Here is a 26,884-nt window from a genome sequence, read left to right on the forward strand (position 1 = left end):
CGGATAACGGTTCCCCCGCCCGCCCGCGACTGTCCCCGGTGGTGAGCGCCGCGAATCCACGTACCCGGGGTCGCGCGGCTAGGAAACATTGTGCCAGTTCGCCGCTGAACCGTGGGCCACTCCGCGTACGCGGGCCGATATACGCGCGCGGGCGCTAGGGACGGCTCAGGGCGCTCGCATTCGCGTTCTCACCCAACAGCATTGCCTCGGACTGACCGGTGAGTACACCCTCGAGGACGTTCTTGCCGATCGCCGCCTCGGCGGGCAGCTCGATCGGGTATTTGCCGTCGAAACAGGCACAGCACAACCGTGAGCGCGGCTGTTCGGTGGCGGCGATCATGCCTCCGGTGGAGATGTAGCCGAGGCTGTCGGCGCCGATGGACCGCCGCACGCCCTCGATCATCTCCTCGTAACTGTCCTGCGCGCCCGCGCCGTTGGCGATCAACTCGGCGCGCGAGGCGAAGTCGATGCCGTAGAAGCAGGGCCATTTCACCGGCGGCGAGGCGATGCGCACGTGGATCTCCACCGCGCCGGCCTCGCGCAGCATGCGGATGAGCGCGCGCTGGGTGTTGCCGCGCACGATGGAATCGTCGACCACGACGAGCCGCTTGCCGCGGATCACCTCGCGCAGCGGATTGAGTTTCAACCGGATGCCGAGTTGGCGAATGGTCTGGCTGGGTTGGATGAAAGTGCGCCCGACATAGGCGTTCTTCATCAGACCCTGCCCGTACGGCACGCCCGAGCCCTGCGCGTAGCCGACCGCGGCGGGGGTGCCCGACTCCGGGACCGGGATCACCAGATCGGCCTCGACCGGATGTTCCTTGGCAAGGCGGCGGCCGATCTCGACGCGGGTCGAGTGCACCGAGCGGCCCGCGATGGTGCTGTCCGGGCGGGCGAGGTAGACGTATTCGAAGACGCAGCCCTTCGGCTCCGGATTGGCGAAACGGGTCGAGCGGACACCGTCGGCATCGATAGCCAGTAGTTCGCCAGGCTCGATTTCGCGGACGAAGGCGGCGCCGACGATATCCAGTGCCGCGGTTTCGCTGGCTACGACCCAGCCGCGCTCGAGGCGGCCGAGGCACAACGGCCGGACACCGTGTGGATCGCGGGCGGCGTAGAGGGTGTGCTCGTCCATGAAGGTCAGGCAGAACGCTCCGCGCAGGGTCGGCAGCAGTTCCATCGCGGCCTGTTCGATGGTGGAATCGGCGGAGCCGTGTGCCAGCAGCGCCGTCATGACGTCGGAGTCGGAGGTGGCGGCGATCGGCTGGGCGCGCCTACCGGAGCTGCCGATGAGGCCCAGTTCCCTTGCGCGACCGGCTAATTCCGCGGTGTTGACCAGATTTCCGTTGTGGCCGAGCGCGAGTCCTGAGCCAACGGAGGTGGTGCGGAAGATCGGCTGGGCGTTCTCCCAGGTCACGCCGCCGGTGGTGGAGTAGCGGCAGTGTCCGACCGCGATATGTCCCGGCATCGCCGCGAGGGTCTGTTCGTCGAATACCTGACTGACCAGACCTAGATCCTTGAACACCAAGATCTGCGAACCGTCGGAGACCGCGATGCCCGCCGCCTCCTGGCCGCGGTGCTGGAGAGCGTAGAGACCGTAGTAGGTGAGTTTGGCCACATCCTCGCTCGGCGCCCAGACTCCGAAGACTCCGCACTCCTCGCGTGGCTCGTTCTCGTCGACATCCGCGGGGGCGGATATCGCGGTGGAGGCGGCGGCGGAGGGAAGAGATTCGCAGGACACCGTCATTTCGGCGTTGGTCACCGTTTGCTCCCTGTTCGGGCGGGCTGGGGGCATATGTCATTCTACGGGCGAAAGTGAAGTGGTGATCACCGCCGGTCATACCCGCCTCCGTCCCGCAGCAATCCTCCGGCGAAGGTTGCCGGGAGTTCGACGCGGCAGCTGTTAGCGTCCGAGACGTGACGACGACGGAGAGCGGGAGCACGGCGCACAGCGGTCGAAATCGGTCGGGACCGGGCTTCTGGCTACGCATGACGGGTGCGCCGGTGGTCGTGCTGGCGCTGCTGACCACGTTGCTTGGCATCATGTATCTCGACTACGTCATCGATCCGAACCAGAACCTGCACCACTTCGGGATCGCTCTGGTCAACCAGGATGTCGGCGACACGCTCGGTCCACAGGGGCAGCGGGTGAACTTCGGTGATCAGGTCGCCGCGGGCCTGAAGCAGGCCGTGCCCGCCGATCGGATCGACCTGCGCGAGGTCGGCATCAGCGAGGCCGAGCGGCAGATGCGCTCGGGCAAGATCTACGGCGCGATCATCATCCCGAGCGACTTCACCAAACGGCTCGGCATCCTCGGCGTGGCGAGTGTGGTCGCGGGCGAGGTGGAACGCCCGATCATCACCTTGCAGACCAATCCGCGTACCGGCGCGTACGCGACCTCGATCGTCGACCAGATCGGCGACCAGGTCTTCCGGCAGGTGAACTCTCAGCTCGGCGAGCAGCTCACCGACCAGGTGCGCGCCCGGCTGACCCCGCCCGCACCAGAACTCAGCGGCGCGGCCCTCATCACCCTGCGAGAGCCGCTGCGACTGGTGACCGCACAATTCCACCCGCTGCCCAGCGGGACCGGCCAAGGACTCACCGCCTTCTTCTACGCGCTGCTGCTGCTCCTGGCCGGGGTGATCGGGTCGATGACGATCCACACGATGGTCGACGCGGCGCTGGGGTTCGTGCCGACCGAATACGGACCCTGGTTCGTCCACTACCCGCCAACACCCATCTCGCGACTGCGCACCCTGCTGATCAAGTGGGGCGTAATGCTGGTGGTGGCGAATCTGGTGTCGGGCATCTTCATGCTCGTCTCCTACGCGCTCGGCATGCCGATCGAGGAACCGCTGACACTGTTCCTCTACGGCGCGTTCGCGATCCTCGCGGTGGGAATCACCGGACTGTCGATACTCGCCGCGATCGGGTCGGCGGGTCTGCTGGTGAACCTGATCCTGTTCGTCATCCTTGGCCTGCCCTCCTCGGGCGGCACCGTCCCGATCGAGGCAACCCCGCGGTATTTCGGCTGGCTGTCGCGGTTCGAGCCGATGCACCAAGTCTTCCTCGGTATCCGCGCGATCCTCTATTTCGACGCGAGCCTCGACGCCGGACTCGGCCGCGCGGTGTGGATGACCTCCGTGGGACTGGTCATCGGCCTCGTCCTCGGTTCGACGATCGCGCGGTACTACGACACCAAGGGCATGGCGCGCGGCGCGAGGATGACGTCGTGAATTCCTAGGATGTCGGGCGGGTGATGGGCAGCCAATGCGCGACCTCGCCCGCCCGACTCCCCGACGCCGACACCGCACCCGACTCCACCGCGGAATCGAAATCCATCAGCCCCGTCGCCAACAGCAACCACGTCCGCGGATCGGTCTCCACCACATTCGGCGGCGTCCCCCGCGTATGGCGCGGTCCCTCGACGCACTGCACCGCGACGAACGGCGGCACCCGCACCTCCACCGAATGTCCGGGCGCGATGGCCGCCAGGGTCCGCGCGGTGGTCCGTACCGCCGCCGCCAACTCCGTCCGCGCGGGCGCGCCGACCCCTTCGTCACGCAACCACCCACTGACGGCCCGCACCGCGTCCCGCAACTCCCCCGGATCCACATTCCCACGTCGTGCCACCCGCCCGAGGCTACCGGCCTGCTCCTGTACTCAGGTAGTGAGATGATTGTCGAATCTACCCACGTACACTTGATCATCTTTCACCGCGAAATGCACCCGATTGCGATGCGGTTCGAGTTTCGCATGCCACTCACACACGATCTCTCGGTCGCCGAATCGCACTCGGCGCTGCCGCATCGCCCCTCGATTCCGGTGAGTACGAGCGCTTTCCGGCGAGCAGTCGACGCCTGCGATCGAACTCATCAAACGTTGCCGCTTGTCCGACTCGACATCTTGGTCCCATATGCGAACAGCATGATCGTCCAGCCCAGCGAGGTTGTGCAATAAGCGCGGCCAGACATCGCGAAGAGAACCCGCGAAACTGTCGAGTTGGTTCCATACCGATGCGGCAAAAACAGTGTTAGGAAATGGAAGATGGCTGTGCGATGCGAGCCGAACCACAGAATCGGGCTCAGAGTAAAATAGATCACGCCAGTAGGCAGGTCCATCGCTGCGGTTGACGAGAAAATGCATAATGCCCGCGAGTTCACTTCCGTACACGCGGACCTCACGCGCCCCGCTGATTTCAGCGACCTCTGTCGTGAGACACGCCATCGATCGACCATCAGCGGTCAACGACAATCCCAACGCCGCGCTCGGAGCCATGTGCATCAGCCGTCCATCGACAATGATATCCAGGCCTGGCGGATTCGCGTCATATACTCCGATCTTGTCCAGCCTCCTGAATAATTCGTGACGCAAGTCACGATCGAAATCCGCGCTTGTCAGCACCTCGTGCAACTCTCGGCCATCAACTGACTGAATCTCGAAAAGTATCTCCGATCGCATAACGATCCCATCCGACTCACGGATATATTCAAGAAGGTCGAGAAACTGCGCCAAGATATTATCGACAACTGCGGGCTCGAGTACGCGGAACGCGAAGCCGCATTCATCGACAAGAAATCGCCACCCCCACATGGATTCTTACCTACGCCTCTTTCGGTTGATGAAACCCAAGTCAATTTCCATTTGATCGAAAAATCCATCCGGCCATGCGCTCATGGCTCCGGTAGGGCCAATGGCGAGCCGCTCCGGATCACGGTCACGCCCGAAGTAATGAACGACAACCGCAGTATGCGACAGCGGAGGTACGCCGTCGCCAACAGACGTGCCATTCGCGATCGCCCGACGAATACCGTTAAGGATGTGATCGCTGTGCGTCTCGATCAGTATCTGCACCCCGCCGGCGGCGGCGATAGTGAGGAACTGACCGAGCGCCGACTGCGCGGACGGGTGTAGATGCGCTTCCGGGCTGTCGATGATCAACAATCCCCCCTCCGGAACAGACAGAGCCGCTACCACAATCGGAAGGCTATAGCTGATGCCGAACCCGGTATTGGTCAAGAGCATCCACTCGGATTCGAATCCGCCCGCGTGAACATGAACTGTCGCGAGACCGGTTCGCGGCACCAGGCCGGCGTCGATCCGCAGTCGGCCGACCAGCTCGGACATCCATGCCTCGACCTGGGCCTGAAGCAGGATCGATGTCGCGTCCGGGTGGCGACGCGCCTCTGACACGATTTTGTCCGGCTCGGCAAGCGCATGGCCTACATATCGGCCATCCGCGCCCAGAGCCACACCGCCATCGGTCCACGGAGACATCGGGTGCGCGATACGGGGTCCCATTCGCTCGGCCGCGAGATATGTGAAGTCGTTCCCTCGGCGCCCGATCGGATGCGGCGGCTCCGACGGGCATTCCAGCACCGCCAGGCAGCTGGCATCCGGGTTGTCTCCGACTCCGAATCGCCATTGACGTAGCTCGGGGGCGTCGATGCCGATCACGATCTCGTCGGCACTCGCACTGGCGCACAGCACGTCCGACGCTTGCCCCAAGTCGAGTCCAGGCAAACCGCTCAGCGGCGCGATACGTTGATCCGCCAATGCGCACTGGTGGAGCAGGTTCAGCGCCTGCACAACGGTACTTTTCCCGCCGCCGTTCACACCCGTCAATACGGTCAAACGACCGAGTTCGAACACTGCGTCATCGAACTTTTTGAAGTTGGAAATCGCGAGACGATCGATCATGAAATTGCCGCGCGCAGGATTTTGCGAGGAAGTTCGAACCGCACTCGAACTCTGGACATACTGGCCGTGGATGAACTGATAGAGTCGACATAGCCAGGGTTATGCGCCATCTCGTAGCGGGCCGCATTCAGGACTTCTTCGCGAACCGGCATTACATCTTCCGGACTGAAATCGGCTAGCGCGACCGCCCAGCTTTCGAATAGCGCACGATTGAATGGCGCTCGCCTTCCAGAACCTGACGGCCACTTTCTGAAGGCTCGATCACCGAAGACTATCTTCGCATTGACCATTGCACTCTCGAATTCTGTGAAACGATTCTCCAGTTCATCGTCTGTCAGGTTGCCGGGCTCATCGATTGTGCGCACGGTTTCATCGAGAAGGCCCTCCAGCGATTCGAACTCGCTATATTCTTCTATGTCCGCAAGACCCCGAAAGGCGATAAAACGCAGCGCCGCTTCCCGGTCCTGCATTCTGACATGATTCAGTAGAACTTTACCGGTAGCCTCGATGAACGCTTCGCTTGCGGCGAAGCGTTTCAGGAGGTTCCTGCTACGCGCACCGCTCATACAGTGCCGGATCTCCATCGAATTCAAGGGCTCGCCGCCCGTGTTCAATCGTTTGAAAATATCGAAAGTCACCCTATGCGGGGTCGAAGGCTCGATGACATGCACGTTGATCTGGGAGTTCAACAATCTCCGCCGCAATGGCCCGGCAAGATTCGCAATTTCCTTTCCATGTTCTTCATGAAGATACTCCAGATCCCCGAGTTCAAAGGTTCCCTTCACGAATTCATGGATTGTGGACAAGCGCTGCAAGCCATCGACGACTCTGAATTTTCCATCACTGTCCGATGCAAAATAGAAAGCGGGCAACGGGATCTGTAGCAGTAGACTCTCGATCAGACGTGATTTCTGACGCCCTTTCCAGACGCGATTCCGCTGGAAATCTGGAGCCAATTCGAGATCGCCGCCATCGATCATGTCCATGACATTACGCAGAGCGAAGCTTTTGGTGGACACACGAATCTTTTCGGGATCCCATGGTCTAATGGGAGCCTCGTCGTCGGGCACCGAGGTCCCTGGGCTCGACTCGGACTCTCTTTCCACTTCGACCCCGGTTGGTTCCCCGTTGAACAGTTCCTCAACAATCTCGCCGAAGTCATCGGCCACCGACTCGTCCACGCCCGCCATGGCACCGAATTGTACGCACCGCCCGATCGCGGCACGGCTCCGAATCCATTTGACGACAGCAGGTGATCACTGAACCCAGTCGAGATGGACGCGCGGCCGAGGGCACATCAGCGACGAGATGTCTTCACCGCGCGACCAGCAGACGGGCGAGTCGAGGAGCGAGAACTCCGCCCGTGTTGACTGCCAGGTGTAAGAGAGCGGGGGCGGTCGTACTGCCCGTGCGACGGGCTAGGGCGCTGAGGATCGCGCCTCCGAGAGCGGTGGCGAAGACCGTGGCCGGGATGCTGTCGCCCGCCGCGCGGGCCGGGTCGATATGCCACAGGCCGAAGGTCGCCGCGCCGGCGATCGGGCCGAGTCGGGGGCCGAGGACGGTATCGAGGACGGGATCGAGGGTGGCTCGGAAGACGAGTTCCTCGCTGTAGACGGTGCCGATCGGGATGTGGATCGCGACCCATTCGGCCGTATCGGCCTCCGCGTCGCGGCCGGCGAATTCCCCGACTCGGGCACGCAGGGGCGGTACGGCCACCGCGACCGCGTACCCGGCGATGACGGCGGCGGCCGCGCCGAACCCGGAGCGCAGCCCGCGCCGCGAATTCCAGTGCGGGCGGCCGCGCAGGGCCAGTGCGTAGCTCGTGGCGAACACGACGTTCGCGGCCGTGCGGCCGCGCTGATCCAGCGCCGACGCGGGGCGAATCCTATTGGCCCACAGCAATGGAACGGCGACGGCGACGGTCGCTTTCACCACCGAAGCCGCGGCGCTCACCCCGATCTGCCGATCGGCGGTGGCCTTCGTCACCGCGGCATTCACTTGGTCTCCCGTTCGAAATCCTCGGCGGCCTCGAGTTGGAAGCGGACCTTCTCGGCGAGTTCGGGAGTCCAGTCCGGCGGCTGGGCGACGGCGGCCCAGCCGTCGAGCACCAGACTTCCGTAGCGGTGACCGTGGCCGTCGGATACCCCTTGGGCATTGGTCAGATCCGCGGCGACCTGCCAGAACGTCACGAACGGCCACCAGCGCATCTGGGAGGAGACATCGGAGCCGCGCGGTTCGGACAGCCAATCCGGTTGGGAGAAGATCAGATCCGTCGACCACCAGACGATGGGATCGGAGGCGTGCTGGAGGTAGGCGATACGCGGGGGGCGCCATTCGGTGTCGGGATACGCGAGATCGGCGCTGTCGGAGGCGAATCGGACCACGAGTCCGTCGGCGTAGACCGGCTCGACCTCGCGCGAACCCGGATCGCGGCGCGAGATGAACTGGTCCCACAACCGATTCGAATTCGGTGGCCCCACCCACAGCGCCCCGTCCACTTTGGCCCGCAGATCGGCCAGACCGTCGAATGCCGCCTCCGACCCCTGCGAGCCGAGACTCTCGCCGTATACGAGCAGCTTGGGCCGATGCTCCGGTGGCCGCCGCGACCAGCGCTGATACACCGCGTCGAACAGGTCGCGCCCCGCGGCCGCGGCCTTGCCCCGGTCCGCCAGGAACGACAACACGCTGGGCAGATACGAATACTGGGTGGCGACTATGGCGCTGTCGCCGCCGTACATGTATTCGATCGCGCCCGCCGCCATCGAATTGACCCATCCGGTCCCGGTGGTGGTGACCACCACCAGCGCCGCGCGGTCGAACGCTCCCGTGCGCTCGAGTTCATCGACGGCCAACTGGGATTGATCCACGCCCGCGGGCGCCGACTCCAGGCCCACGTAGGCGCGAATCGGTTCGCGCGCGGGTCTACCGGTCACCGCGGCGATACGACTGGCGGTCGGTCCGTGCGAGACGAACCAGCGGCCCTCGAATCCGAGGCTCTGCCACGACGCCAGCGACGCGGGACTGCCCGAGCGCTCCGGCAACTGCGGCTGCACGGCGTTCGGCGAGGTGTGATCGTTGCGCACGCTGAAGGCCGAATTGGCCACGGCGAACAACGCCCGTGACGCCACACCGTTGAACAGGGTCACGGTGAGGACCACCAGCAGCAGGATTCCCACGGCGGGCGCGAGTTCGCGCGGCACCTTGACCCATCGGTTGAGCTGGCGGGCCAGCGCCAGCACGATCTCGCGCACGGTCCGATATACAGCCACCACCGCCGCGCCCACCGCCAGACTCAGCAACCCGGTCCGAAGATAGGCCGCGGTCTCGGTGCCGACCATTCCCATGAGCGCGGTGATCTCCCGCTGCCAGCGCGCCGACTGGACCAGCATCAGACCCGCGCACAACGCGCAGGTCAGCAGCACGGCGGATTTCACGGCGTACCGCACCCAGGTGGGTGGCGGGCCAAGCGGTATGCGCGGCCTCATCCATCGGCGATACACCCATTCCAGCAGGCAGCCGAGCCCGTAACCGAGCGCGGCATTGACACCGCTGATCAGCCCTTGGAACAACCAGTCCCGGGGCACCAGCGACGGCGTCACCGACAGCGCGAAGAACAGTGTCGCGACCACGAGTCCGGCGTAGTTCAGATCGATGGTGTCCTCGACCCGCCGCACCACGACGATGCCGCGCTTGCGCAGTTTCGCGAGGGTCGAGGCCGACTCGAACATTCGAACAGTATGGCCCGCGGCCCCGAATGCGGGCCGGCTCGGCCCGCCGCCACGCGGTGGATCGGGCGCAGATCACACCGCGCGCGATACGCGCTGTTGATCCCGCCGACCAGCCCCGGACCGGCTCACATCGCTGCGGCCCCGAACAACTTCGGCAGCGTGCCCTCGTACGCCGCACGCAGTTCCGCCAGCGGCACCGAGAACTGGCCCTGCACCTCGACCGAATCCGAACCTTGGTCGACCACGCCGATCCTGGTCCACGGCAGCCCGCGGGCGTCGCACATCTTGGTGAACCTGGTCTCCTCGGTGCGCGGCACCGCGACCAGTACCCGGCCCGTCGACTCGGAGAACAGCGCGACGAACGGGTCGGCGCCCTCCGGCAGCAGGATGCGGCATCCGGTCTCGCCCGCAAGCGCGGCCTCGATCACCGTCTGGGCGAGCCCGCCCTCGGACAGATCGTGCGCGGCGCTGATCAGGCCGTCACGCGACCCGGCGGTGAGGATTTCGGCGAGCAGCTGCTCACGCGCGAAATCGACCTTCGGCGGTTCACCGCCGAGATGGCCGTGTTCGACCTGCGCCCAGATGGATCCGCCGAATTCGTCAGCGGTGTCACCGAGCAGGATCAGCGTCTCGCCCGGCTCGAGACCGAGGCCGGTGGGGATGCGACGGTGCACATCGTCGATGACGCCGAGCACGCCGACCACGGGGGTCGGCAGGATGGCGTCCTGACCGGTTTGGTTGTAGAAGCTGACATTGCCGCCGGTGACCGGAATGCCAAGTGCCACGCATCCATCGGCGAGCCCGCGCACGGCCTGCTGGAACTGCCACATGACGCCGGGATCCTCCGGGGAGCCGAAGTTCAGGCAGTTGGTGACGGCCTTCGGGGTCGCGCCGGTGGTGGCGACATTGCGAAACGCCTCGGCCAGCGCCAGCTGCGCGCCCGCGTACGGATCGAGTTTGGTGTAGCGGCCGGAGGCGTCGGTGGCCAGCGCGATACCGCGGCCGGTCTCCTCATCGATGCGGATGACGCCCGCGTCGGCATGTTCGGCCAGCACCGTATTGCCGCGCACGTAGCGGTCGAACTGTTCGGTGATCCACTTGCGGCTGCACAGCTGCGGGCTCGCGATCATCCGCAGCAGGGTGGCGCGCAGTTCCGCCGGGGTGTTCGGGCGCGCGAGCCGATCGGGAGTGTCCGCGACCAGGGCGTCCTGCTCGTCCGGGCGGCACACCGGGCGCTCGTAGACCGGGCCCTCGTGTGCGACGGTGCGCGGCGGCACGTCCACCACCGTCTCTCCGTGCCAGTTGACCACCAAGCGCTCACCGTCGGTGACCTCGCCGATGACCGTGGCGAGCACGTCCCACTTCTTGCAGACGGCCATGAAGGCGTCGACGTTCTCGGGGGTGACCACCGCGCACATGCGTTCCTGCGACTCGCTGGACAGGATCTCGGCGGGGGTCATATTGGCCGCGCGCAGCGGCACCTTGGTCAGGTCGATGCGCATACCGCCGTCGCCCGCAGCCGCGAGTTCGGAAGTGGCGCAGGACAGGCCCGCGCCGCCGAGATCCTGGATGCCGACGACCAGACCGGCCGCGTACAGCTCGAGACAGCATTCGATGAGCACCTTCTCGGTGAACGGGTCGCCCACCTGCACGCTCGGCAGTTTCTTGCGACCCGACCCGGATTCGTCGCCGGAGAAGGTGTCCGAGGCCAGCACCGACACACCGCCGATACCGTCGAGTCCGGTACGCGCGCCGAACAGGATGATCTTGTTGCCCGCGCCCGACGCGAAGGCCAGATGCAGATCCTCCACCCGCATCACACCCGCGCACAGCGCGTTCACCAGCGGATTGCCCTGGTAGGAGGCGTCGAAGACGGTCTCACCGCCGATATTGGGCAGGCCGAGCGAATTGCCGTAACCGCCGATGCCGCGAACCACGCCGTCGACCACGCGCTTGGTGTCGGCCGCCTCGGGTGCGCCGAACCGCAGCTGGTCCATGACCGCGATGGGCCGCGCGCCCATGGCCATGATGTCGCGCACGATGCCGCCAACGCCGGTGGCCGCGCCCTGATACGGCTCGACGTAAGAAGGATGGTTGTGGCTCTCGACCTTGAAGGTGACCGCCCAGCCATCGCCCACGTCGACCACGCCCGCGTTCTCGCCGATGCCCGCGAGCATGCTCGAACGCATCTGCTCGGTGGTGGTCTGGCCGAAGTAGCGCAGGTGCACCTTCGAGGACTTGTAGGAGCAGTGTTCGCTCCACATCACCGAATACATCGCCAGCTCGGCATCCGTCGGCCTGCGACCGAGGATTTCCTTGATGCGGGCGTACTCGTCGTCCTTGAGGCCCAACTCCTTGTACGGCTGCGGGGCATCGGGTGTTGCTGCGGCTGCGCTGACGGTATCGACCTGCGGAGTCACGGAGTACCAAGGTCCTTTCGGCCGGGCAGGGACGGCAAGCCGGCGTATCACTGGAGAGCGGCGTCACTGGGTTGCGGCGAGATGCCTGCGTTCAGTCTAGATGGGTGGTCGCGGCGGGTACGCACGCGACCGCCCGGTCGTGACCGGTATCGCGTTCACGGGTTCGAAACAGCCCGTACGCGGGGCGGATCGATGTCACCGCGGCGGCACGACTCGGTCCGGCCACCGCGGCCACGGCGGCCACCGATACGCTGTCGGCGTGACAGAACGAGCGCGGGTCGCGAAAGCGGTGAATCCCCCGACTGCCACCGACTCCACCCCGCCCGTCCCGGCGGACGAATCCGTCTCCACGGCGCATCCGTTCGCCGACCACCGCAACCGTTGGCTGCTCGCCGCCGTCGGACTGTTCGCGGTGTCAGTGCTGGTCTCGCTGCTGATCCACTGGTGGAGCGGCTACCTCGACCTGCGCGTCTACCGCAATGGCGCCCGGGTCTGGCTCGACGGCGGCGAACTGTACGGTCCGATGCCGCCCGTCGACGGGATCGGCCTGCCGTTCACCTATCCGCCGCTGGCCGCGCTGTTCTTCGCACCGCTGGCGGTGATGCCGCTGCATCTGGCCGAGGTACTGGTCGTCCTCACCAACGTGGCGAGTCTGAGCATCACGCTGTGGCTGGTCCTCACTCGCATCCGTCCCGAACTCGACCGGCTCGCCACCCTGACCCTGCTCATCGCGGCGATCGGATTCGCGAACTTCCTTGAACCGGTCCGCGCCACCTTCGGCTTCGGCCAGATCAACCTGGTGCTGATGGCGGCCATCACCTTGGACGCGCTGGTGCGCAAGCCATTCTGGCCGCGCGGCATGCTCATCGGCATCGCGGTGTCGGTGAAGCTGGTGCCCGCCGGATATCTGCTGTACTTCCTGCTGCGCCGGGACTGGAAGGCGGCGGGCACCCTGGTCGCCTCGGCCATCGCCGCGGTCGGTGTCGGATTCCTTTTGTTCCCCGACGATTCGGCCGAGTACTGGTTCGACAAACTGGCCGATACCGGACGCATCGGCCCGCCCTATTTCGCGAGCAATCAGTCGCTCAAGGGATTGGCCTTCCGGCTCGGCGTCCCCGATTCCGCGGCCACGGTGATCTGGATCGGCCTGTCGGTGGTGGCGGTCGCGCTGGCGGCGGTGTGGATGCGGCGGCTCATCGACGCGGGCGCGACGGTGGCGGCGCTGCTGGTCAATGCCGCGGCGGTGCTGCTGGTCTCGCCGGTGTCCTGGTCGCACCACTGGGTGTGGGTCGCGCCCGCCTTCGTGGTCGCCGCGGACAGCATAGTGCGCGGCCGACGCGGACGCCGGTATGTCGGCGCGGTCGGCGCGATCACCGTGCTGTTCCTCATCGGACCGCATTTCCTGCTGCCGCATTCCAAGGATCGCGAACTGGACTGGGCGTGGTGGCAGCAGCTCATCGGCAGCAGCTATGTGTGGGTGACCTTCGCGGTGCTCGTCGTCGCGGTCCTCACCTACCACCCGACGCGCCGGCGAGCTGCCTCCACAGTCAGCGCGTGACCGATCGCGAGACCTTCGCTCCCCTGGTCTTCTTCGAATACGACCACAAGCCCGACAACTCGGCCTCCTGCTCAGCAATGACGAGATGCTCGCCGCGCAGGGGTTTTCGCCACCGCGCGGGCCACGAGGGCGGCGGCGGCTACGACCGGGCGGGCGTGGCCCGTTCGGCCGTGCACACCCTGATGCGCTTCGACTGATCAGTTCCCCGCGGTCGGGGTGAGGAAGGCGGCCAGCGCGGCGGCGTAGGCCCCGACGTCGGCGGCACCCATCATCTCCCTGGCCGAATGCATCGCCAGCTGCGGTGCGCCCACGTCCACGGTGGACATGCCGGTGCGGGCCGCGGTCATCGGGCCGATGGTCGAACCGCACGGCAGATCGGCGCGATGCACGTACCGCTGCAACGGAACTCCCGCCTGCGCGCAGGCCAACGCGAACGCGCCCGCGCCCGCGGCGTCGGTCGCGTAGCGCAGGTTCTGATTGACCTTCAGCACCGGACCGCCGTTGACCTCGATGCGGTGCGCGGGTTCGTGGCGCTCCGGGTAGTTCGGGTGGGTCGCGTGCGCCATATCTCCCGAAGCGCACACCGATCCGGCCAGCGCCGCGAGGTAGTCCGCGCGACCGCCGCCGCGCGCCAACACGATTCGTTCGAGCACGCTCGGCAGCAGATCCGATTGCGCGCCGCGATCGGATTGACTGCCGACCTCCTCGTGATCGAACAACGCGAGTACCGGCGTCGCCGCGCCCGGTGTGTCGGCGGCAGCGAGGAAGGCGCGCAGTCCCGCGTAGCAGGTGCCCTGATTGTCCAGTCGCGGCGCGCTGACCAGGTCAGCGTCGCGTCCGATGACGCGGCTCGGGTCGAGGTCGTGCGTCATCAGCTCCCAGCCGAGCACGTCCGCCATCGGCACCCCGGCCCGCTCGGCGACGTACTCCACGAACGACCGCGGCTCGTTCCCCAGACCCCACACGCCGTTGAGGTGCCGCTGCGGGTCGAGGGTGACCCCGCGCCGATCCTCGGACAGGTGGATCGCCAACTGCGGGACCCGCAGAATCGGATCGTCTATGCGGACGAGCTTCTCGCGCACCGCGTTTCCCTCGCGCACGCTCAGCCGCCCCGAGATGCCGAGTTCCCGGTCGAGCCAGGAGTTCAGCAGCGCACCGCCGTAGGGTTCCAGCCCGACCACCTGCCAACCGGCGACCACCAGATCCGGATGCTGCTTCACCCGCAGATTCGGGCTGTCGGTATGCGCACCCACCACCCGGAACGGCCCGGGCTCGGCATCCGGCACCGCCCACGCCACCAGCGACCCGCCGCGCACCACGTAGTACCCGCCCGGCGCGCTCCCCGGCCATACGGCCGCCTCGGTCAGCCGGGTGAACCCGCGTCCATCCAGTTCCTCCGCGACCGTCCGGCACACGTGGAACGGCGAGGGCGAGGCATCGATGAAGGCACAGAGCCCTTCGGCGGAGGCGGTGGTACTGGAAACCGGCATATCCGCGATCCTAGGTCCACCCCCGCCTCCTCGATCGTCGACGTTCGCCCGGCCGCCCCGAACCGCCCTATTACCGCCCACAGTCCGCCCGACAGCGGCAGCACGCCGACGGTGCCCGACCCGGCGACGACCGGCAGGCGGTAATTCCGGTGCGAAGTGAGTTATGCGGGGCGATGGCTCGAAATGAAAACATCGGAATTCTTCCGTGGCGGACCCATAGTTGTCACGACAACCGGGCGACCTGAATTTGCCCGACCCGCGTGTCCGTTATGTCACCCTGGTCCGAATTATCGTTAGAGGTTCGAACGGCTTTCATCGAGTCGTCCGATAATTGGGCAAACGTCCACTTCGGAATTCGTCCATCAATTCATCGGACGAATTCCGGCCGACTCGGTGCGGCCGGTAATCCGCGTTCCGTATCAGTCGACATCAGTCGACGCTGGCGGCAACGAGATCGAGCAAACGCAGGAGTTCGGCGTATCGGCGTGCACCCATGCGCGACTGTAATGCCTGCTCAGCGCGGCTTTCCTCGGCTCGTACGGCCGTGACGAGCTCCGCGCCGAGATGGCTGAGACCGATCAGGATGCGGCGGCGGTCCTCTTCCGCGGCGACACGGAAGATCAGGCCGCGTTCGGCGAGATAGTCGGCATGTCGAGTTGCCGATGAAGGCGGTAACTGACTGCGGGACGCCAATTCGGTCATCGTCATACCGACCTCGGTGGACAAATTGCACAGCATTGTCCATTGGTCGGCCGACAGCTGTTTGGCGCACAACGTGTCGTCCAGGTGATGCAGCCAACGGCGCTCCGCGGCTCGCAGCGCACCATGCAGCGTGGAATGTCCGCTTACAATGGTCGTCATCAATTTCCGCCCGCCGTGAATTCGCTCGAACGAAAAGAAGAGTACCCAATGCGCGCGTTCGGCGAGCGCCCAGACGGGGTGCTGGAGATCATCAACATCGTGCCGCGACAGGGTCCCGGCGGGATCCTGGCGCCCTCATGCGATGCCGCGACCGCCCTGGCGGTACACGAAATCAACAGCGGCACAGGATGCTCGGCCATGTGGACGCGAATCGAGGACTGTTCGTCCCGTCCAGCTTCTTCCTCGGCGACCGCCTGCCCGACGGACGTGACCGCCGCGAGCGCTATCGCCGCATGCACGGCGACTTCACGCCCGCGCTGACCTGCTTCGGCAACGCGACCTACGAAGGCATCCACACCCTACGCGCGCTCGTCGAATCCATACGCTCGCTGGATGTTTCGCGCCTGCACCGCGCGTTGTCCACGGCAATCAGGCCGTGCGGCCGGGCCATATCGCCCGCGCCGACGGCGTCGACTTCGAGATAGTCGACCGAATCTACTGAGCGTGGTCCAAAGGTCAGGCGCCGACCAGACTGTCGAGCACCGAGAGGAACAGGCCCATACCGTCATCGCTGGGACCGGTGAGCGGTTCCGTGGCGTGTTCGGGATGCGGCATGAGTCCGACGACCCGGCCGTTCGCCGAGGCGATACCGGCGATACCGCGCTGCGAACCGTTGGGATTGTCGCCCGCGTAGCGGAACACCACGCGACCCTCGCCCTCGAGTTCGTCGAGCACCTCGGCCGAAGCCTGGTAGCGGCCCTCACCCGACTTCAGCGGGACCAGGATCTGCGCACCGGGTTCGTAACGCGAGGTCCACGCGGTCCGCACCGATTCCACCGTGAGCCATTCGTCACGGCAGACGAAGTGCAGGCCCTCGTTGCGGGTGAGCGCGCCCGGCAACAGACCCGCCTCGCACAGCACCTGGAAACCGTTGCAGATGCCGAGCACCGGCAGACCCTGCCGCGCGCCCTCGACGACCTTGCCCATGACCGGGGCGAACCGGGCGATCGCGCCCGCGCGCAGATAATCACCGTAGGAGAAGCCGCCCGGCACCACGACCGCGTCGACCTGTTTGAGGTCGGCGTCGGCGTGCCACAGGGTGACGGCCTCGGCGCCCGAGCGCCGCACCGCCCGCGCCGCGTCGACGTCGTCGAGCGTGCCGGGGAAGGTGATCACGCCGATCCGCGCGGTCACAGACGGACGACCTTCCACTCCTCGATGACGGTGTTGGCCAGCAGCGCCTCGGCGATCTGCTCGAGTTCGGCATCGCTGACGCTGTCGTCCACGTCGAGCTCGAACCTCTTGCCCTGCCGCACATCGGAGATTCCGGCGAATCCCAGGCGCGGGAGCGCACCGACGATGGCCTGTCCCTGCGGGTCCAGGATCTCGGCCTTCGGCATCACCTCGACCACGACTCGTGCCACGCGTTGCTCCTCAAGTGGTATCCGGGGGGTTACCACGAAATCCTAGTTGCCGTCACCGCCCGCGCACATGTCGGGGTCGGGTGATGTCGGCGCGGTCGCTTCGCGCGAACCCGCAGGCAAATAGCATGGTCCCATGCGCATAGCCCACTTCGGTCACTCCTGCATCCTCGTCGAGCTGCAAGGCAAGAAGGTGCTGTTCGATCCGGGCAATTTCTCGCACGGATTCGAGGGCATCACCGGACTCGACGCCATCGCGGTCACCCACCAGCATCCCGACCACATCGATCCGGCCCGCGTCGACGCGCTCGTTGAGGCCAATCCCGGCGCGCGGCTGTTCTCCGATCCGCAGACCGCGGCGCTGCGCGGCGACCGCTGGGAGGCGGTGCGCGCCGGTCAGGTCGTCGACCTGGACGGTCTGCGCATCACCGGCGGCGGCGGTAGGCACGCGGTGATCCACCCCGAGATCCCGGTGATCGACAACACCGTCTTCCAGCTCGGCACGGCCGAGGATCCCGCCCAACTGGTGCATCCGGGAGATTCGCTGTGGGTGCCCTCGACACCGGTCGGCGTGCTGGCGACCCCGGCGGCGGCGCCGTGGATGCGGATCAGCGAGGCGGTGGACTATCTGCGCGCGGTGAATCCGCGCACGGCCTTCCCCATCCACTTCGGCATCATCGAACCGCGGGCCCAGGGCATCTATTTCGGCAGGCTCGCCGAAATGGCGCCCACCGGAACCGAATTCACCGTCATGCGGCCCGAGGACGATCGCGAACTCTGAGCGCGGCTACCCCGCGGGCCGATCCCAGCCGCCGTCCGCGCCGTAGGTGGTGAGGAACAGGGCCTCGGCGAGCGCGATGTGTTCGATCTCGCTCGGGTCGACGCTCTCGTTGGGCGCGTGGATCAGACATCTCGGTTCCTCGACGCCAAGCAGCATGATCTCGGCGTCGGGATAGGTGTCGGCGAAGACATTGCACAGCGGAATGGAACCGCCTTGCCCCTGGGTGGTGGCGGGTCGGCCGTAGGCGGCGGCCAGCGCGGACTCCATGGCGGCGCGGGCCGGACCGCCGGTGCCGGAGCGGAACGGCGCGCCGGTCGACTCGGGCCGCACCGTGAGACGGGCGTGCCAGGGTGTGTGCGCCGTCAGGTGGGCGGTGAGCGCGCGCAGAGCGGTCTCGGGATCGGTGCCGGGCGGTATGCGCAGATTCAGCCGGGCCCGCGCGCTCGGCTGGATCGCGGCGGCGGAGCCGACCACCTTCGGCGCGTCGATGCCGAGCACGGTCAGCGTGGGCCGGGCCCACAGCATATCGGCGACCGAGCCGTCACCGGTGAGGTCGACACCGTCGAGTACGCCCGCGTCCATACGGAACTGCTCGGGCGGATAGCGCACACCCGACCAGGTCTGGTCGGCGGGCAGTCCGGCGACGGTGGTGTTGCCGTGCTCGTCGCGAAGCGAGGCGAGCAGGTGGATCATGGCCGCCAGCGCGTCCGGCGCGGGTCCGCCGAACATGCCCGAATGCACCGGACTCGCGAGGGTTTCGACGGTGACCACCACGTTCACGGTGCCGCGCAGGGTTTCGGTGAAGGTCGGCACGCCCGCGGCGAAGTTGCCGCAGTCGCCGATGATCAGGGCGTCCGCGCGCAGCAGGTCGGCGTTGCCGGGCACGAACGCCTCGAGTCCGCCCGTGCCCTGCTCCTCCGAACCTTCGGCGACCAGGGTGAGGCCGACCGGGAAGTCCTCACCGCAGATCTCGCGCACGGCGCGCAGCGCGGTGAGGTGGGCGACGATATTGCCCTTGCAGTCGGCGCTGCCGCGGCCGTACCAGCGGCCGTCCTTCTCGGTCAGCTCCCAGACCGGCGTGCGCCACGCGGCCTCGTCGAGCGGCGGCTGCACGTCGTAGTGGCAGTAGAGCAACACCGTCGGCGCACCGGGCGGCGCGGCGCGGCGGGCGACGACGGCCTTGCTGCCGTCCGGGGTCTCGTGCAGACCGACATCGGTGAGCCCCGCCGCGGCGAAGGCGTCGGCGACCCACTGGGCGGCCGATTCGCACTCCCCGGGCGGGAACTGCCGCGCGTCGGCCACCGACTTGAACGAAACCAAATGCGCGAGATCCTGTTTCGCCCGCTCCATGAGTGCGGCGACCCGTTCGCGCAGACCGGCGGCGTGCGAATCCTCCGATGTCATCTCATGCCTCACTTCGTCGTATCGTCCGAATCTCCATCCTGCACCCGCCTGGCCGTTCCGCCCGGCCCGAACCGGCGTCGCCGTGACACGATCCGGCGATTCCTCCACCGCGCGAACCCGACCGAACGGTCCGTGTCGGATGTGCCAGCGACGGACCGGCTATTGGCACGAAGATAGCGACCGATCCGGTGCGGATAGATAGCCGACACGCAGTACGCCGGCGACGAATATCCATGAATACCACCCGGTAACCGCACCGACCGGACTTTATTTCCGTGCAAGACAACTAAATTCGACCCAAGTAATGCTTAGATACAGGAAATCGGCAACTATTTGCTGCGGACACGCGCTGGAGGCGACATGCCCGAAGACATCGAACTCGACGACCTGTTCGCCATGGCCGGGCTACGCGGCGGCGCACCCAAGGGCGGCTTCCCGGACCGCGAGATGTTCCCGCATGTCGCCTACGAGATCGTGCACGACGAACTGCTGCTCGACGGGGTGTCGCGGATGAACCTCGCGACCTTCTGCACTACCTGGGCCGACGACTACGCGCGCAGGCTCATGGCCGAATCCATGGACAAGAACATCGTCGACAAGGACGAATACCCGCAGACCGCGGAACTGGAGCAGCGCTGCGTCGGCATGGTCGCCGACCTGTGGCACGCCCCCGATCCGGCCGCGCACACAGGCACCTCGACCACCGGGTCGAGCGAGGCGGCCATGCTCGGCGGACTCGCCGCGAAATTCCGCTGGCGCGAACGCGGCGGCACCGGCACGCCGAATTTCGTGTGCGGACCGGTCCAGGTGTGCTGGGAGAAATTCGGCCGCTACTTCGACGTGGAGATGCGCCGAATTCCGCTGCGCGGCGACCGGCTCACCATGCATCCCGAGGATGTCGCGGCCTACTGCGACGAGAACACCATCATGGTCGTGCCGACCTTCGGCCAGACCTACACCGGCCTGTTCGAGGACGTGGCGGGCATCAGCAAGGCGCTCGACGACCTGCAAACCGCCACCGGACTCGACATCCCCATCCACGTCGACGCCGCCAGCGGCGGATTCCTCGCCCCGTTCTGCGCACCCGACCTGGTGTGGGATTTCCGCCTGCCCCGCGTGAAGTCCATCAACGCCTCGGGCCACAAGACCGGACTCGCGCCGCTCGGCGCGGGGTGGGCGATCTGGCGCGAACGCGCGGACCTGCCCGAGGAACTCGTCTTCGAGGTCTCCTATCTCGGCGGCTCCATGGCCACCTTCAACCTCAACTTCTCCCGTCCGGGCGGTCAGGCCATCACCCAGTACTACGACTTCATCCGCCTCGGCCGCCGCGGTTACACCCGGGTGCAGAGCGAGATCTACCGCGTCGCACAGCATTTGGCCCAAGGACTGAACCAATCCGGGTTGTTCGAGATGATCCACGACGGTGACCCGCGGCACGGCATCACCGCGGTGTCGTGGCGGCTGCGCGAGGGACAGGATTTCAACCTCTACGACCTGTCGGACCGGCTGCGCGGCCGAGGCTGGCTCATCGCGGCCTATCCGCTACCGCCCGATCGCGGTGACGAGACGATCATGCGCGCGGTGATCCGGCACGGCTTCACCCACGACATGGTCGACCTCCTGCTGGCCGACTTCGACCGCTGCCTGACGCTGCTGCGCAAACATCCGCTCGGGCTCTCGCTCGCGGAAGCGGGCGGATTCACCCACTCCGCGACCGCGGTCGTGCCCACCCGCCCGGTGGCGCCCGTCCGCGGCTGATCCGACGCCGCGCGTCGCCGCCCGCACACGCCATATACCGGGCGGCGACGCCGATCGGGCGTCTGCGTGGTGGTCCCGACCGAATCCACCCGCCACGTCCCCGACCACACCGCACATGGCGGCGTCTGTGTTACGCCGCCCGCGCGGCGACGAACGGCTCCCAGCGGTAGACCTCGCTGACGGCGCCGTGGTACAGGGCCAGATCGACCGCGTCGATCACGGCCTGACGCGGACCGGAACGCTGCAACTGGGCGGCCGAGATCGCCAGCCGCAGCACGCCGCCGCGGCGCGCGGTGCGGGCCGCGCCCATCACCAGGGCGCGGCACCACCACGGTTCGGCACGGAATCCCTCACCGATCCCGTAGACCCGGGCCCGCTGGGCGATATTGCGTTCCAGATCGATGATCGAGGTCAGCCCCAGCGCCAACCGGAACCCGACCTCGGGCAGCACCTCGAGCGCGCCCGTGGAGATGTCCCAGCGCGGCGCGGCGAAAAGCCTGGTCCGCAGCTCGACCTGTTCCATAACCCGATCGGCCGCGGTCAGCCGCAGCTTCGCCTCGTGCCGTGGCAGCGCCGCGAATTCGGCCCTGCGGCGTTTGGTGGCCGCCTGGTCGTAACCGTGCAGCACGATGGCGTCACCCGCCGCTCTGCGCCCGCGCAGCCAGGACTGCGTCGCCGGATCCTCGACCAGCCGGTACTTCCCCTTCAACCGGGGCGCCACCAGCAATGAGAGCCGGACGTCGCGACGATCCATCTCCGCGGCGAATTCGATCGCGGCGTCGCGGGTGGTGTCCCGGATCCCCGAGACCGACACGATCAGTTCGGCGTTCATATCGATACGGTGTCAGGCCCACATGACGGGCACGTGCAGCCGACGTGACCGGGCGACGAACTCCCCGTCACAGGCAATGATCGCTAATTTCCGGCGAGCCCGAGGATGTCGAGCACCCAGGCGTACTCGAACGCCACTTCCTTCCACTTCTCGTAACGTCCGCTGACCCCGCCGTGCCCCGCGCTCATCTCCGTCTTGAGCAGCAGCGGGGAATCGCCGGTCTTGGTGGCGCGTAGCCGGGCGACCCACTTGGCGGGTTCGACGTAGAGCACGCGGGTGTCGTTGAGGCTGGTGATCGCCAGGATCGCCGGATAGTCCTTGGCCTCGACGTTCTCGTACGGCGCGTAGGACTTCATGTAGTCGTAGACGTCCTTGTCCGCCAGCGGATTTCCCCACTCGTCCCATTCGATGACGGTGAGCGGCAACGACGGGTCGAGTATCGAGGTCAGCGGGTCGACGAACGGCACATTGGCCAGAATCCCCGCGAACAGTTCGGGGGCGAGATTGGCGACCGCGCCCATCAGCAACCCGCCCGCGGAGCCGCCGTCGGCCACCATTCGGTCCGCCGCGGTGCGTCCGGTGTCGATCAGATGCCGCGCGCAGGCCACGAAATCGGTGAATGTGTTCTTCTTGCTGAGGGTCTTGCCGTCCTCGTACCAGAGTCGGCCCATCTCGCCACCGCCGCGCACGTGCGCCACCGCGAAGGTCGCGCCGCGATCGAGCAGCGACAGCCGCGCCACCGAGAAGGACGGATCCATACTGGCCTCGTAGGAGCCGTATCCGTACAGCAGCAGGGGTCGCGGCTCCTCGGCCCGCGCCTGCTTCTTCCACACCAGCGAGATCGGGATCCGGGTGCCGTCCTCGGCCACGGCCCAATCGCGATGCTGCTCGTAGTCGTTCGGGTCGTAGCCGCCGAGCACCGGCTGTTCCTTGCGCAGCAGCAGCGCACCGGTAGCGGGCACGTAGTCGAACACCTGCATCGGGGTGATGAAGGAGGTGAGACCGATGCGAAGAGTTGGCTGTTCCCACTCGGGATTCGAACCGGCGCCGACCGCGAACAGTTCGAGGTCGAACTCCAACTCGCGCAGTCGGCCGTAGCCCTCGGCCGTCAGCGGCCACACCGCGACCCTGGTCAGCGCGTCGCGCCGATAGCTGAGCACCAGGTGATCGGCAAACGGATCGACGTCTTCGAGCCGGACGTCGTCGCGGTGCCCGATCAGCAGCGTCGTATTCGTCGGATCGGCGACCGGCGCCTCGACGAGCACGAAATTCTGCGCCTTGACCCCGTCCACCACGTCGTTGTGCAGGATCAGGAACCGGTCCTCGCCCGCGACCACCGCGTGCTCGGCCGAGTATTCGACGCCCTCGCGACGCGGGAGGATGACCCGGAACTCGCCCTCGGGATCGTCGGACTCGAGCACCCAGCCCTCGGTGGTGATCTTGGAGCCGACCCAGATCATCAGGTACTTCTCCGACCGGGTCGCCCCTATGCTGACCCAGTACCGCTCGTCGGGCTCGTGGAAGACCCGCACGTCGGTATCGGTGCCCGCGCCGAGGCGGTGCCGCCAGACGGTGTCGGGCCGCCAGGACTCGTCCACGGTCTGATAGAAGACGTGCGTCCCGTCCAGCGACCAGGTCGCCCCCGGTGCGGTGCCGGAGATCTCGTCGCCAAGCGACTCACCGGTGCGCAGATCCTTGAAGCGCAGGTTGTAGCGCTCGTCGCCGACGGTGTCGACCGAATAGGCCAGCAGGGCGCCGTCGTGGCTGACCGAGAACGCGCCGAGAGCGAAGAAGTCGTGGCCTTCGGCGAGCACGTTGCTGTCGAGCAGCACCTGCTCACCCGGGACCTCGGTGTCGGCCTCTAGCCGCGGCGGCGTCCAGGCGTCGATGCCGTCGGCCTCGGCGTCGATCGGGCATCGGCAGTGCACGCCGTACTGTTTGCCCTCGAAGCTGCGCGAGTAGTACCAGAACTCGCCCATTCGGGTCGGCACCGACAGGTCGGTCTCCTGGGTGCGTGACTTGATCTCTTCAAAAATCGTCTTCCGCAGTCCGTCCAGGTGGGCGGTACGCGCCTCGGTGTAGGCGTTTTCCGCCTCGAGGTACGCGATGACCTCGGGATTCTCCTTGTCGCGCAGCCACTCGTACTCGTCGACGAAGACGTCGCCGTGATGCACCCGCTCGGTCGGCACCGTCTTGGCGATCGGCGCCGCCACCACACTCTCGACAGACATGCGGTCCACCCTACTGTTCGGCCGCACCGCTCCCCCGACGTGCGGCCCGCGCCGTTAGTAGGCTCACCGAATGCGCACCCACCTCGCAGCTCGCCTCGCCGCAGCCGCCGCGCTGTCGGTGTCCGCCCTCGGTATCGGGGCCTTCGCACCCGCATCGGCCTGCGCCTGCGGCGGCGTGGTCAGTCCGGGCGACTCCGCGACCGTGCGCGACGAGGTCGCGCTGGCCGGATGGGACGGTCGCCACGAGACCATCCTCATGCGCCTGGGACTACAGGCTGGCGGCGACCGCGCGGCGTTGATCGTGCCGACGCCGACGCCCGCGCGGGTCACAGCGGGATCGGCGCGGACCTTCACCGAACTGACGCGGCTCACCGCACCGGAGTTCGTCACCGAGCGACGCTGGTTCTCCGGCGACGGTTTCGGCGATGCGTCGGGCGCGGCGGCGCCGGGCGGCGGCCCGACCGTGCTCGACCAGGTGCGGCTCGGCCCCATCGAGGCGACCACCCTGTCCGGCGGCACCCTGGACGGATTGCGGAACTGGTTGAGCGCCAACGGTTACGAGATGCGGCCCGCGGTCGTCGCGTCATTGGATCCGTATCTGCGCGAGAACTGGTTTTTCGTCGCGGTCCGGCTGACCGGCGCCGGAGCCTCGCTCAGCGGCGCGCTCGATCCGATCCGGCTGAGCTTCGACGCCGACCGATTCGTCTACCCGATGCGGATGTCGAGCGCGGCCCGTGACCCGCAGACCGTGCGGCTGTACTTGTTGGGCGAGCACCGATTCCAGCGTTCCGACGCCGATGCGGGCAAGCAGTACAACGCCGTGGAATTCGCGGGCCGCATCGGCGACACCGAGGATCCGCAGTTGCGCGAACTCGCCGCGGGCGGGCACGACTACCTGACCCAGATCACCGTCGGTATCCACCAACCCGGTGCCATCACAAGCGATTTCACCTTCGCCGCCGCGCCGACCGACGAGACCTACCGCAAGCGGATCACCTTCGTCGACCACGTGGAACTGTTCGGATTCCCCGCGGGCACGGTGATTCTCGGGGCAGCGGGTCTCGCGGCCGTGGTCGTGCTGTTCGCCGTGGTCCGCGTGGTGCGCAAACCGTCCTGATCAGGCGCCGATCGCGGGTCCGATGGTCGGCCAGGAGGCGTGCAGCGTGTCCTGCCAATAGGACCAGGAATGGGTTCCGGTGGCGCTGTAGTCGATTCGCGCCGCGACGCCGATCGCGCGCAGTCTGCGGTCGAAGGATAGGGTGCAGATGTTGACGCCCGCCTCGACCGGTCCGCCGAGGACGATGTTCTCGGCCAGTTGCGGTTTGATCTCTGTCTCGTGCGGGCCGGGCACGCCGGTTCCGGTGGAAAGGTAGATCGCCTTGCCGCGCAGTCGATCCGCCATGAGCGAGGGATCGTGTTCGGCCCAGGCGGGGCTGCCCGGCGGACCCCACATGTTCAGCGGATTGCCGCCGCGGTTGGCGATGGAGAACATCACCGCGCCGGTGGCGAGTCCGGTGTCCGGGCAGGCGCTGTAACCCGCGACCGCCCGGTAGAGCCACGGATTGCGCGCGGCGAGGATGAAGGCCGCGTTGCCGCCCATCGAGAGTCCGCCGATGGCGTTGACGCCGTTGCCGTCGAAGGTGTCGTCGATGATCGGGGGCAGTTCCGTGGTGAGGAAGGTCTCCCACTGGTAGCGGCCGAATCGCGGATCGTCGTGCTGCCAGTCGGTGTAGTAGCCCGCCTGGCCGCCCACCGGGAGCACCACGTTCAGGTTCTTGTCGCGGAAGAAGGATTCGGCGTCGGTGGCATTGGTCCAAGTGCTCTGGCCGACGCCTGGATCGAGTCCGTCGAGCAGGTAGTACGAGGGCCGGGACCCGCCGCCCGCGGGATGCAGGACATCGACCTGGATGGTGCGTCCCATGGCCGGGGATGCCACGAACAGGGAGGATCTGGTCGGGCTCTGCTCGTCGACGCGGACGATGCGCGCCGCGGAGGCCGGCGTCGGTGCGGCTATCAGCGGACCGACCAGTCCGATTCCGAGCGACAGCAACATGCTAGCAATCGTTCTTCGACGCATTTCCCCACCTCCACCACCGCACGACAACCGCTTCAAAATTAGCTCACACGGCAAAAGCGCGGACGAGATTCGAAATCCAGGCGTTTCCACAGCAAACATCCTGATATATGGTATTTCCGCACATCCGGCTCATCCAGCGCGGTGCTCGAGATCACTCCAGGCGTTCCAGCGCACCGCGGATCGACGCGGCCAGATAGTCCAGGTCGGCGCGCGGCGGAGTCCGCGGGCGGCCCCGCAGTCCGAAGCCGTCGCCCGCGGTGCGCGGGATCACGTGCAGATGCACGTGGAAGACCTCTTGACCGGCCATCACGCCGTCGGCGAGGAAGAGATTGACCCCGTCGCAGCCCACCTCGCTCTCGCGCAGGGCGCGCGCCAGCATCTGCCCGACCTTGAACAGCTTCGCGCCGATCTCCGAATCGAGCCGGGCCAGATCGGGCGCGGCCACCTTCGGGATCACCAGCAGGTGCCCGGGCGTCATCGGCCGGATATCCATGAACGCCAGCACGTCGTCGTCCTCGTACACCCGGGACGCGGGAGCGCGCCCGGCGACGATATCGGAGAAGATCGTGTACGGATTCACCACCGAACCCTAACCCGCGCGACCGGCCGAACAAGGCCCGGA

General features: G+C 66.7%; 24 protein-coding genes. 7 read left to right on the forward strand and 17 right to left on the reverse strand.

Annotated elements, in window-relative coordinates; all coding sequences use genetic code 11:
* Positions 1 to 154: 154 nt before the first annotated feature.
* A complete protein-coding gene (gene purF / locus APZ21_RS29495) occupies positions 155 to 1,762 on the reverse strand; it encodes an amidophosphoribosyltransferase (RefSeq protein WP_054816536.1) in 1,608 nt (535 codons plus the stop codon).
* Positions 1,763 to 1,917: 155 nt separating this feature from the next.
* Between purF and APZ21_RS29500 the strand changes: the two genes are divergently transcribed.
* Positions 1,918 to 3,237, forward strand: coding sequence for a YhgE/Pip domain-containing protein (locus tag APZ21_RS29500; protein ID WP_239476893.1), 1,320 nt, complete (start codon positions 1,918 to 1,920; stop codon positions 3,235 to 3,237).
* A 4-nt stretch (positions 3,238 to 3,241) separates the two neighbouring features.
* On the opposite strand, the gene APZ21_RS29505 is transcribed toward APZ21_RS29500, so the two are convergent.
* From APZ21_RS29505 to purL, 7 genes are all read right to left on the reverse strand, one after another.
* The gene (locus tag APZ21_RS29505) at positions 3,242 to 3,634 is read right to left on the reverse strand and encodes a sterol carrier family protein (protein WP_054816538.1); all 393 of its coding nucleotides are present in this window, start codon (positions 3,632 to 3,634) and stop codon (positions 3,242 to 3,244) included.
* 30 nt (positions 3,635 to 3,664) lie between these two features.
* Positions 3,665 to 4,594, reverse strand: coding sequence for a hypothetical protein (locus tag APZ21_RS34495; RefSeq protein WP_156371393.1), 930 nt, complete (start codon positions 4,592 to 4,594; stop codon positions 3,665 to 3,667).
* Positions 4,595 to 4,600: 6 nt separating this feature from the next.
* Positions 4,601 to 5,701, reverse strand: a complete 1,101-nt coding sequence (locus APZ21_RS29510; protein ID WP_054816539.1) for an AAA family ATPase — start codon at positions 5,699 to 5,701, stop codon at positions 4,601 to 4,603.
* The gene (locus APZ21_RS29515; protein WP_054816540.1) at positions 5,698 to 6,891 is read right to left on the reverse strand and encodes a DUF262 domain-containing protein; all 1,194 of its coding nucleotides are present in this window, start codon (positions 6,889 to 6,891) and stop codon (positions 5,698 to 5,700) included. Before APZ21_RS29515 ends, APZ21_RS29510 begins: the two co-directional genes overlap by 4 nt.
* 124 nt (positions 6,892 to 7,015) lie before the next feature.
* Complete coding sequence (locus APZ21_RS29520) at positions 7,016 to 7,687, reverse strand: CPBP family intramembrane glutamic endopeptidase (protein ID WP_239476894.1); 672 nt, start codon at positions 7,685 to 7,687, stop codon at positions 7,016 to 7,018.
* An 8-nt stretch (positions 7,688 to 7,695) separates the two neighbouring features.
* Positions 7,696 to 9,429 (reverse strand): alpha/beta hydrolase, encoded by a 1,734-nt coding sequence (locus APZ21_RS29525; RefSeq protein ID WP_054816541.1) that lies wholly within the window; start codon positions 9,427 to 9,429, stop codon positions 7,696 to 7,698.
* A 125-nt stretch (positions 9,430 to 9,554) separates the two neighbouring features.
* Positions 9,555 to 11,849: a phosphoribosylformylglycinamidine synthase subunit PurL gene (purL, locus tag APZ21_RS29530; protein WP_054816542.1), complete on the reverse strand. Its 2,295-nt coding sequence runs from the start codon at positions 11,847 to 11,849 to the stop codon at positions 9,555 to 9,557.
* A gap of 259 nt (positions 11,850 to 12,108) precedes the next feature.
* Between purL and APZ21_RS29535 the strand changes: the two genes are divergently transcribed.
* Together APZ21_RS29535 and APZ21_RS29540 are read left to right on the forward strand one after the other, a co-directional pair.
* The gene (locus tag APZ21_RS29535; RefSeq protein WP_239476895.1) at positions 12,109 to 13,407 is read left to right on the forward strand and encodes a glycosyltransferase 87 family protein; all 1,299 of its coding nucleotides are present in this window, start codon (positions 12,109 to 12,111) and stop codon (positions 13,405 to 13,407) included.
* The gene (locus APZ21_RS29540; RefSeq protein WP_054816543.1) at positions 13,404 to 13,604 is read left to right on the forward strand and encodes a hypothetical protein; all 201 of its coding nucleotides are present in this window, start codon (positions 13,404 to 13,406) and stop codon (positions 13,602 to 13,604) included. Before APZ21_RS29535 ends, APZ21_RS29540 begins: the two co-directional genes overlap by 4 nt.
* On the opposite strand, the gene APZ21_RS29545 is transcribed toward APZ21_RS29540, so the two are convergent.
* On the reverse strand, positions 13,605 to 14,897 hold the full coding sequence (locus APZ21_RS29545) for a M18 family aminopeptidase (protein ID WP_054816544.1): 1,293 nt from the start codon (positions 14,895 to 14,897) through the stop codon (positions 13,605 to 13,607).
* Between the two features lie 429 nt (positions 14,898 to 15,326).
* The gene (locus tag APZ21_RS29550) at positions 15,327 to 15,758 is read right to left on the reverse strand and encodes a MarR family winged helix-turn-helix transcriptional regulator (protein ID WP_054816545.1); all 432 of its coding nucleotides are present in this window, start codon (positions 15,756 to 15,758) and stop codon (positions 15,327 to 15,329) included.
* Positions 15,759 to 15,958: 200 nt separating this feature from the next.
* Here APZ21_RS29550 and APZ21_RS29555 point away from each other — a divergent pair, with 200 nt between their 5' ends.
* Positions 15,959 to 16,243, forward strand: a complete 285-nt coding sequence (locus tag APZ21_RS29555; RefSeq protein ID WP_156371394.1) for a type 1 periplasmic-binding domain-containing protein — start codon at positions 15,959 to 15,961, stop codon at positions 16,241 to 16,243.
* 31 nt (positions 16,244 to 16,274) lie between these two features.
* Here APZ21_RS29555 and purQ read toward each other — a convergent pair whose 3' ends face one another.
* Both purQ and purS read right to left on the reverse strand, forming a co-directional pair.
* Positions 16,275 to 16,952 carry a phosphoribosylformylglycinamidine synthase subunit PurQ gene (gene purQ / locus APZ21_RS29560; protein WP_054816547.1) on the reverse strand — a complete coding sequence of 226 codons (678 nt, stop codon included), beginning with the start codon at positions 16,950 to 16,952 and terminating at the stop codon, positions 16,275 to 16,277.
* Positions 16,949 to 17,182: a phosphoribosylformylglycinamidine synthase subunit PurS gene (purS, locus tag APZ21_RS29565; RefSeq protein WP_054816548.1), complete on the reverse strand. Its 234-nt coding sequence runs from the start codon at positions 17,180 to 17,182 to the stop codon at positions 16,949 to 16,951. Before purS ends, purQ begins: the two co-directional genes overlap by 4 nt.
* Positions 17,183 to 17,315: 133 nt before the next feature.
* Between purS and APZ21_RS29570 the strand changes: the two genes are divergently transcribed.
* Positions 17,316 to 17,960 (forward strand): MBL fold metallo-hydrolase, encoded by a 645-nt coding sequence (locus tag APZ21_RS29570; protein ID WP_054816549.1) that lies wholly within the window; start codon positions 17,316 to 17,318, stop codon positions 17,958 to 17,960.
* Between the two features lie 6 nt (positions 17,961 to 17,966).
* Here the strand turns inward: APZ21_RS29570 and APZ21_RS29575 are convergent, their stop codons facing one another.
* Positions 17,967 to 19,364, reverse strand: a complete 1,398-nt coding sequence (locus APZ21_RS29575; protein ID WP_054816550.1) for a dipeptidase — start codon at positions 19,362 to 19,364, stop codon at positions 17,967 to 17,969.
* A gap of 360 nt (positions 19,365 to 19,724) precedes the next feature.
* Here APZ21_RS29575 and gad point away from each other — a divergent pair, with 360 nt between their 5' ends.
* Complete coding sequence (gene gad / locus APZ21_RS29580) at positions 19,725 to 21,122, forward strand: glutamate decarboxylase (protein ID WP_054816551.1); 1,398 nt, start codon at positions 19,725 to 19,727, stop codon at positions 21,120 to 21,122.
* 130 nt (positions 21,123 to 21,252) lie between these two features.
* On the opposite strand, the gene APZ21_RS29585 is transcribed toward gad, so the two are convergent.
* Both APZ21_RS29585 and APZ21_RS29590 read right to left on the reverse strand, forming a co-directional pair.
* Positions 21,253 to 21,954, reverse strand: a complete 702-nt coding sequence (locus APZ21_RS29585; protein WP_054816552.1) for a DUF2334 domain-containing protein — start codon at positions 21,952 to 21,954, stop codon at positions 21,253 to 21,255.
* A gap of 83 nt (positions 21,955 to 22,037) precedes the next feature.
* Positions 22,038 to 24,185, reverse strand: coding sequence for a S9 family peptidase (locus tag APZ21_RS29590; RefSeq protein WP_054816683.1), 2,148 nt, complete (start codon positions 24,183 to 24,185; stop codon positions 22,038 to 22,040).
* Between the two features lie 70 nt (positions 24,186 to 24,255).
* Here APZ21_RS29590 and APZ21_RS29595 point away from each other — a divergent pair, with 70 nt between their 5' ends.
* Complete coding sequence (locus APZ21_RS29595; protein WP_054816553.1) at positions 24,256 to 25,302, forward strand: DUF2330 domain-containing protein; 1,047 nt, start codon at positions 24,256 to 24,258, stop codon at positions 25,300 to 25,302.
* Here APZ21_RS29595 and APZ21_RS29600 read toward each other — a convergent pair whose 3' ends face one another.
* Positions 25,303 to 26,262: an alpha/beta hydrolase gene (locus tag APZ21_RS29600; protein WP_054816554.1), complete on the reverse strand. Its 960-nt coding sequence runs from the start codon at positions 26,260 to 26,262 to the stop codon at positions 25,303 to 25,305.
* Positions 26,263 to 26,413: 151 nt separating this feature from the next.
* Positions 26,414 to 26,842 carry an HIT family protein gene (locus APZ21_RS29605; protein ID WP_054816684.1) on the reverse strand — a complete coding sequence of 143 codons (429 nt, stop codon included), beginning with the start codon at positions 26,840 to 26,842 and terminating at the stop codon, positions 26,414 to 26,416.
* Between the last annotated feature and the right edge of the window lie 42 nt (positions 26,843 to 26,884).

Origin of the sequence: Nocardia arizonensis (assembly GCF_001310275.1) — a bacterium.
GTDB classification, from domain to species: Bacteria; Actinomycetota; Actinomycetes; order Mycobacteriales; family Mycobacteriaceae; genus Nocardia; species Nocardia arizonensis.

What these genes read in the sequence shown, in the direction of transcription:
- APZ21_RS34495 (WP_156371393.1), bottom strand. Translation starts at nt 4,594, where the DNA reads ATGTGGGGGTGGCGATTTCTTGTCGATGAATGCGGCTTCGCGTTCCGC.
- APZ21_RS29510 (WP_054816539.1), bottom strand. Translation starts at nt 5,701, where the DNA reads ATGATCGATCGTCTCGCGATTTCCAACTTCAAAAAGTTCGATGACGCA.
- APZ21_RS29515 (WP_054816540.1), bottom strand. Translation starts at nt 6,891, where the DNA reads ATGGCGGGCGTGGACGAGTCGGTGGCCGATGACTTCGGCGAGATTGTT.
- APZ21_RS29525 (WP_054816541.1), bottom strand. Translation starts at nt 9,429, where the DNA reads ATGTTCGAGTCGGCCTCGACCCTCGCGAAACTGCGCAAGCGCGGCATC.
- APZ21_RS29545 (WP_054816544.1), bottom strand. Translation starts at nt 14,897, where the DNA reads ATGCCGGTTTCCAGTACCACCGCCTCCGCCGAAGGGCTCTGTGCCTTC.
- APZ21_RS29550 (WP_054816545.1), bottom strand. Translation starts at nt 15,758, where the DNA reads ATGACGACCATTGTAAGCGGACATTCCACGCTGCATGGTGCGCTGCGA.
- APZ21_RS29570 (WP_054816549.1), top strand. Translation starts at nt 17,316, where the DNA reads ATGCGCATAGCCCACTTCGGTCACTCCTGCATCCTCGTCGAGCTGCAA.
- APZ21_RS29575 (WP_054816550.1), bottom strand. Translation starts at nt 19,364, where the DNA reads ATGACATCGGAGGATTCGCACGCCGCCGGTCTGCGCGAACGGGTCGCC.
- gad (WP_054816551.1), top strand. Translation starts at nt 19,725, where the DNA reads ATGCCCGAAGACATCGAACTCGACGACCTGTTCGCCATGGCCGGGCTA.
- APZ21_RS29585 (WP_054816552.1), bottom strand. Translation starts at nt 21,954, where the DNA reads ATGAACGCCGAACTGATCGTGTCGGTCTCGGGGATCCGGGACACCACC.
- APZ21_RS29590 (WP_054816683.1), bottom strand. Translation starts at nt 24,185, where the DNA reads ATGTCTGTCGAGAGTGTGGTGGCGGCGCCGATCGCCAAGACGGTGCCG.
- APZ21_RS29595 (WP_054816553.1), top strand. Translation starts at nt 24,256, where the DNA reads ATGCGCACCCACCTCGCAGCTCGCCTCGCCGCAGCCGCCGCGCTGTCG.
- APZ21_RS29600 (WP_054816554.1), bottom strand. Translation starts at nt 26,262, where the DNA reads ATGCGTCGAAGAACGATTGCTAGCATGTTGCTGTCGCTCGGAATCGGA.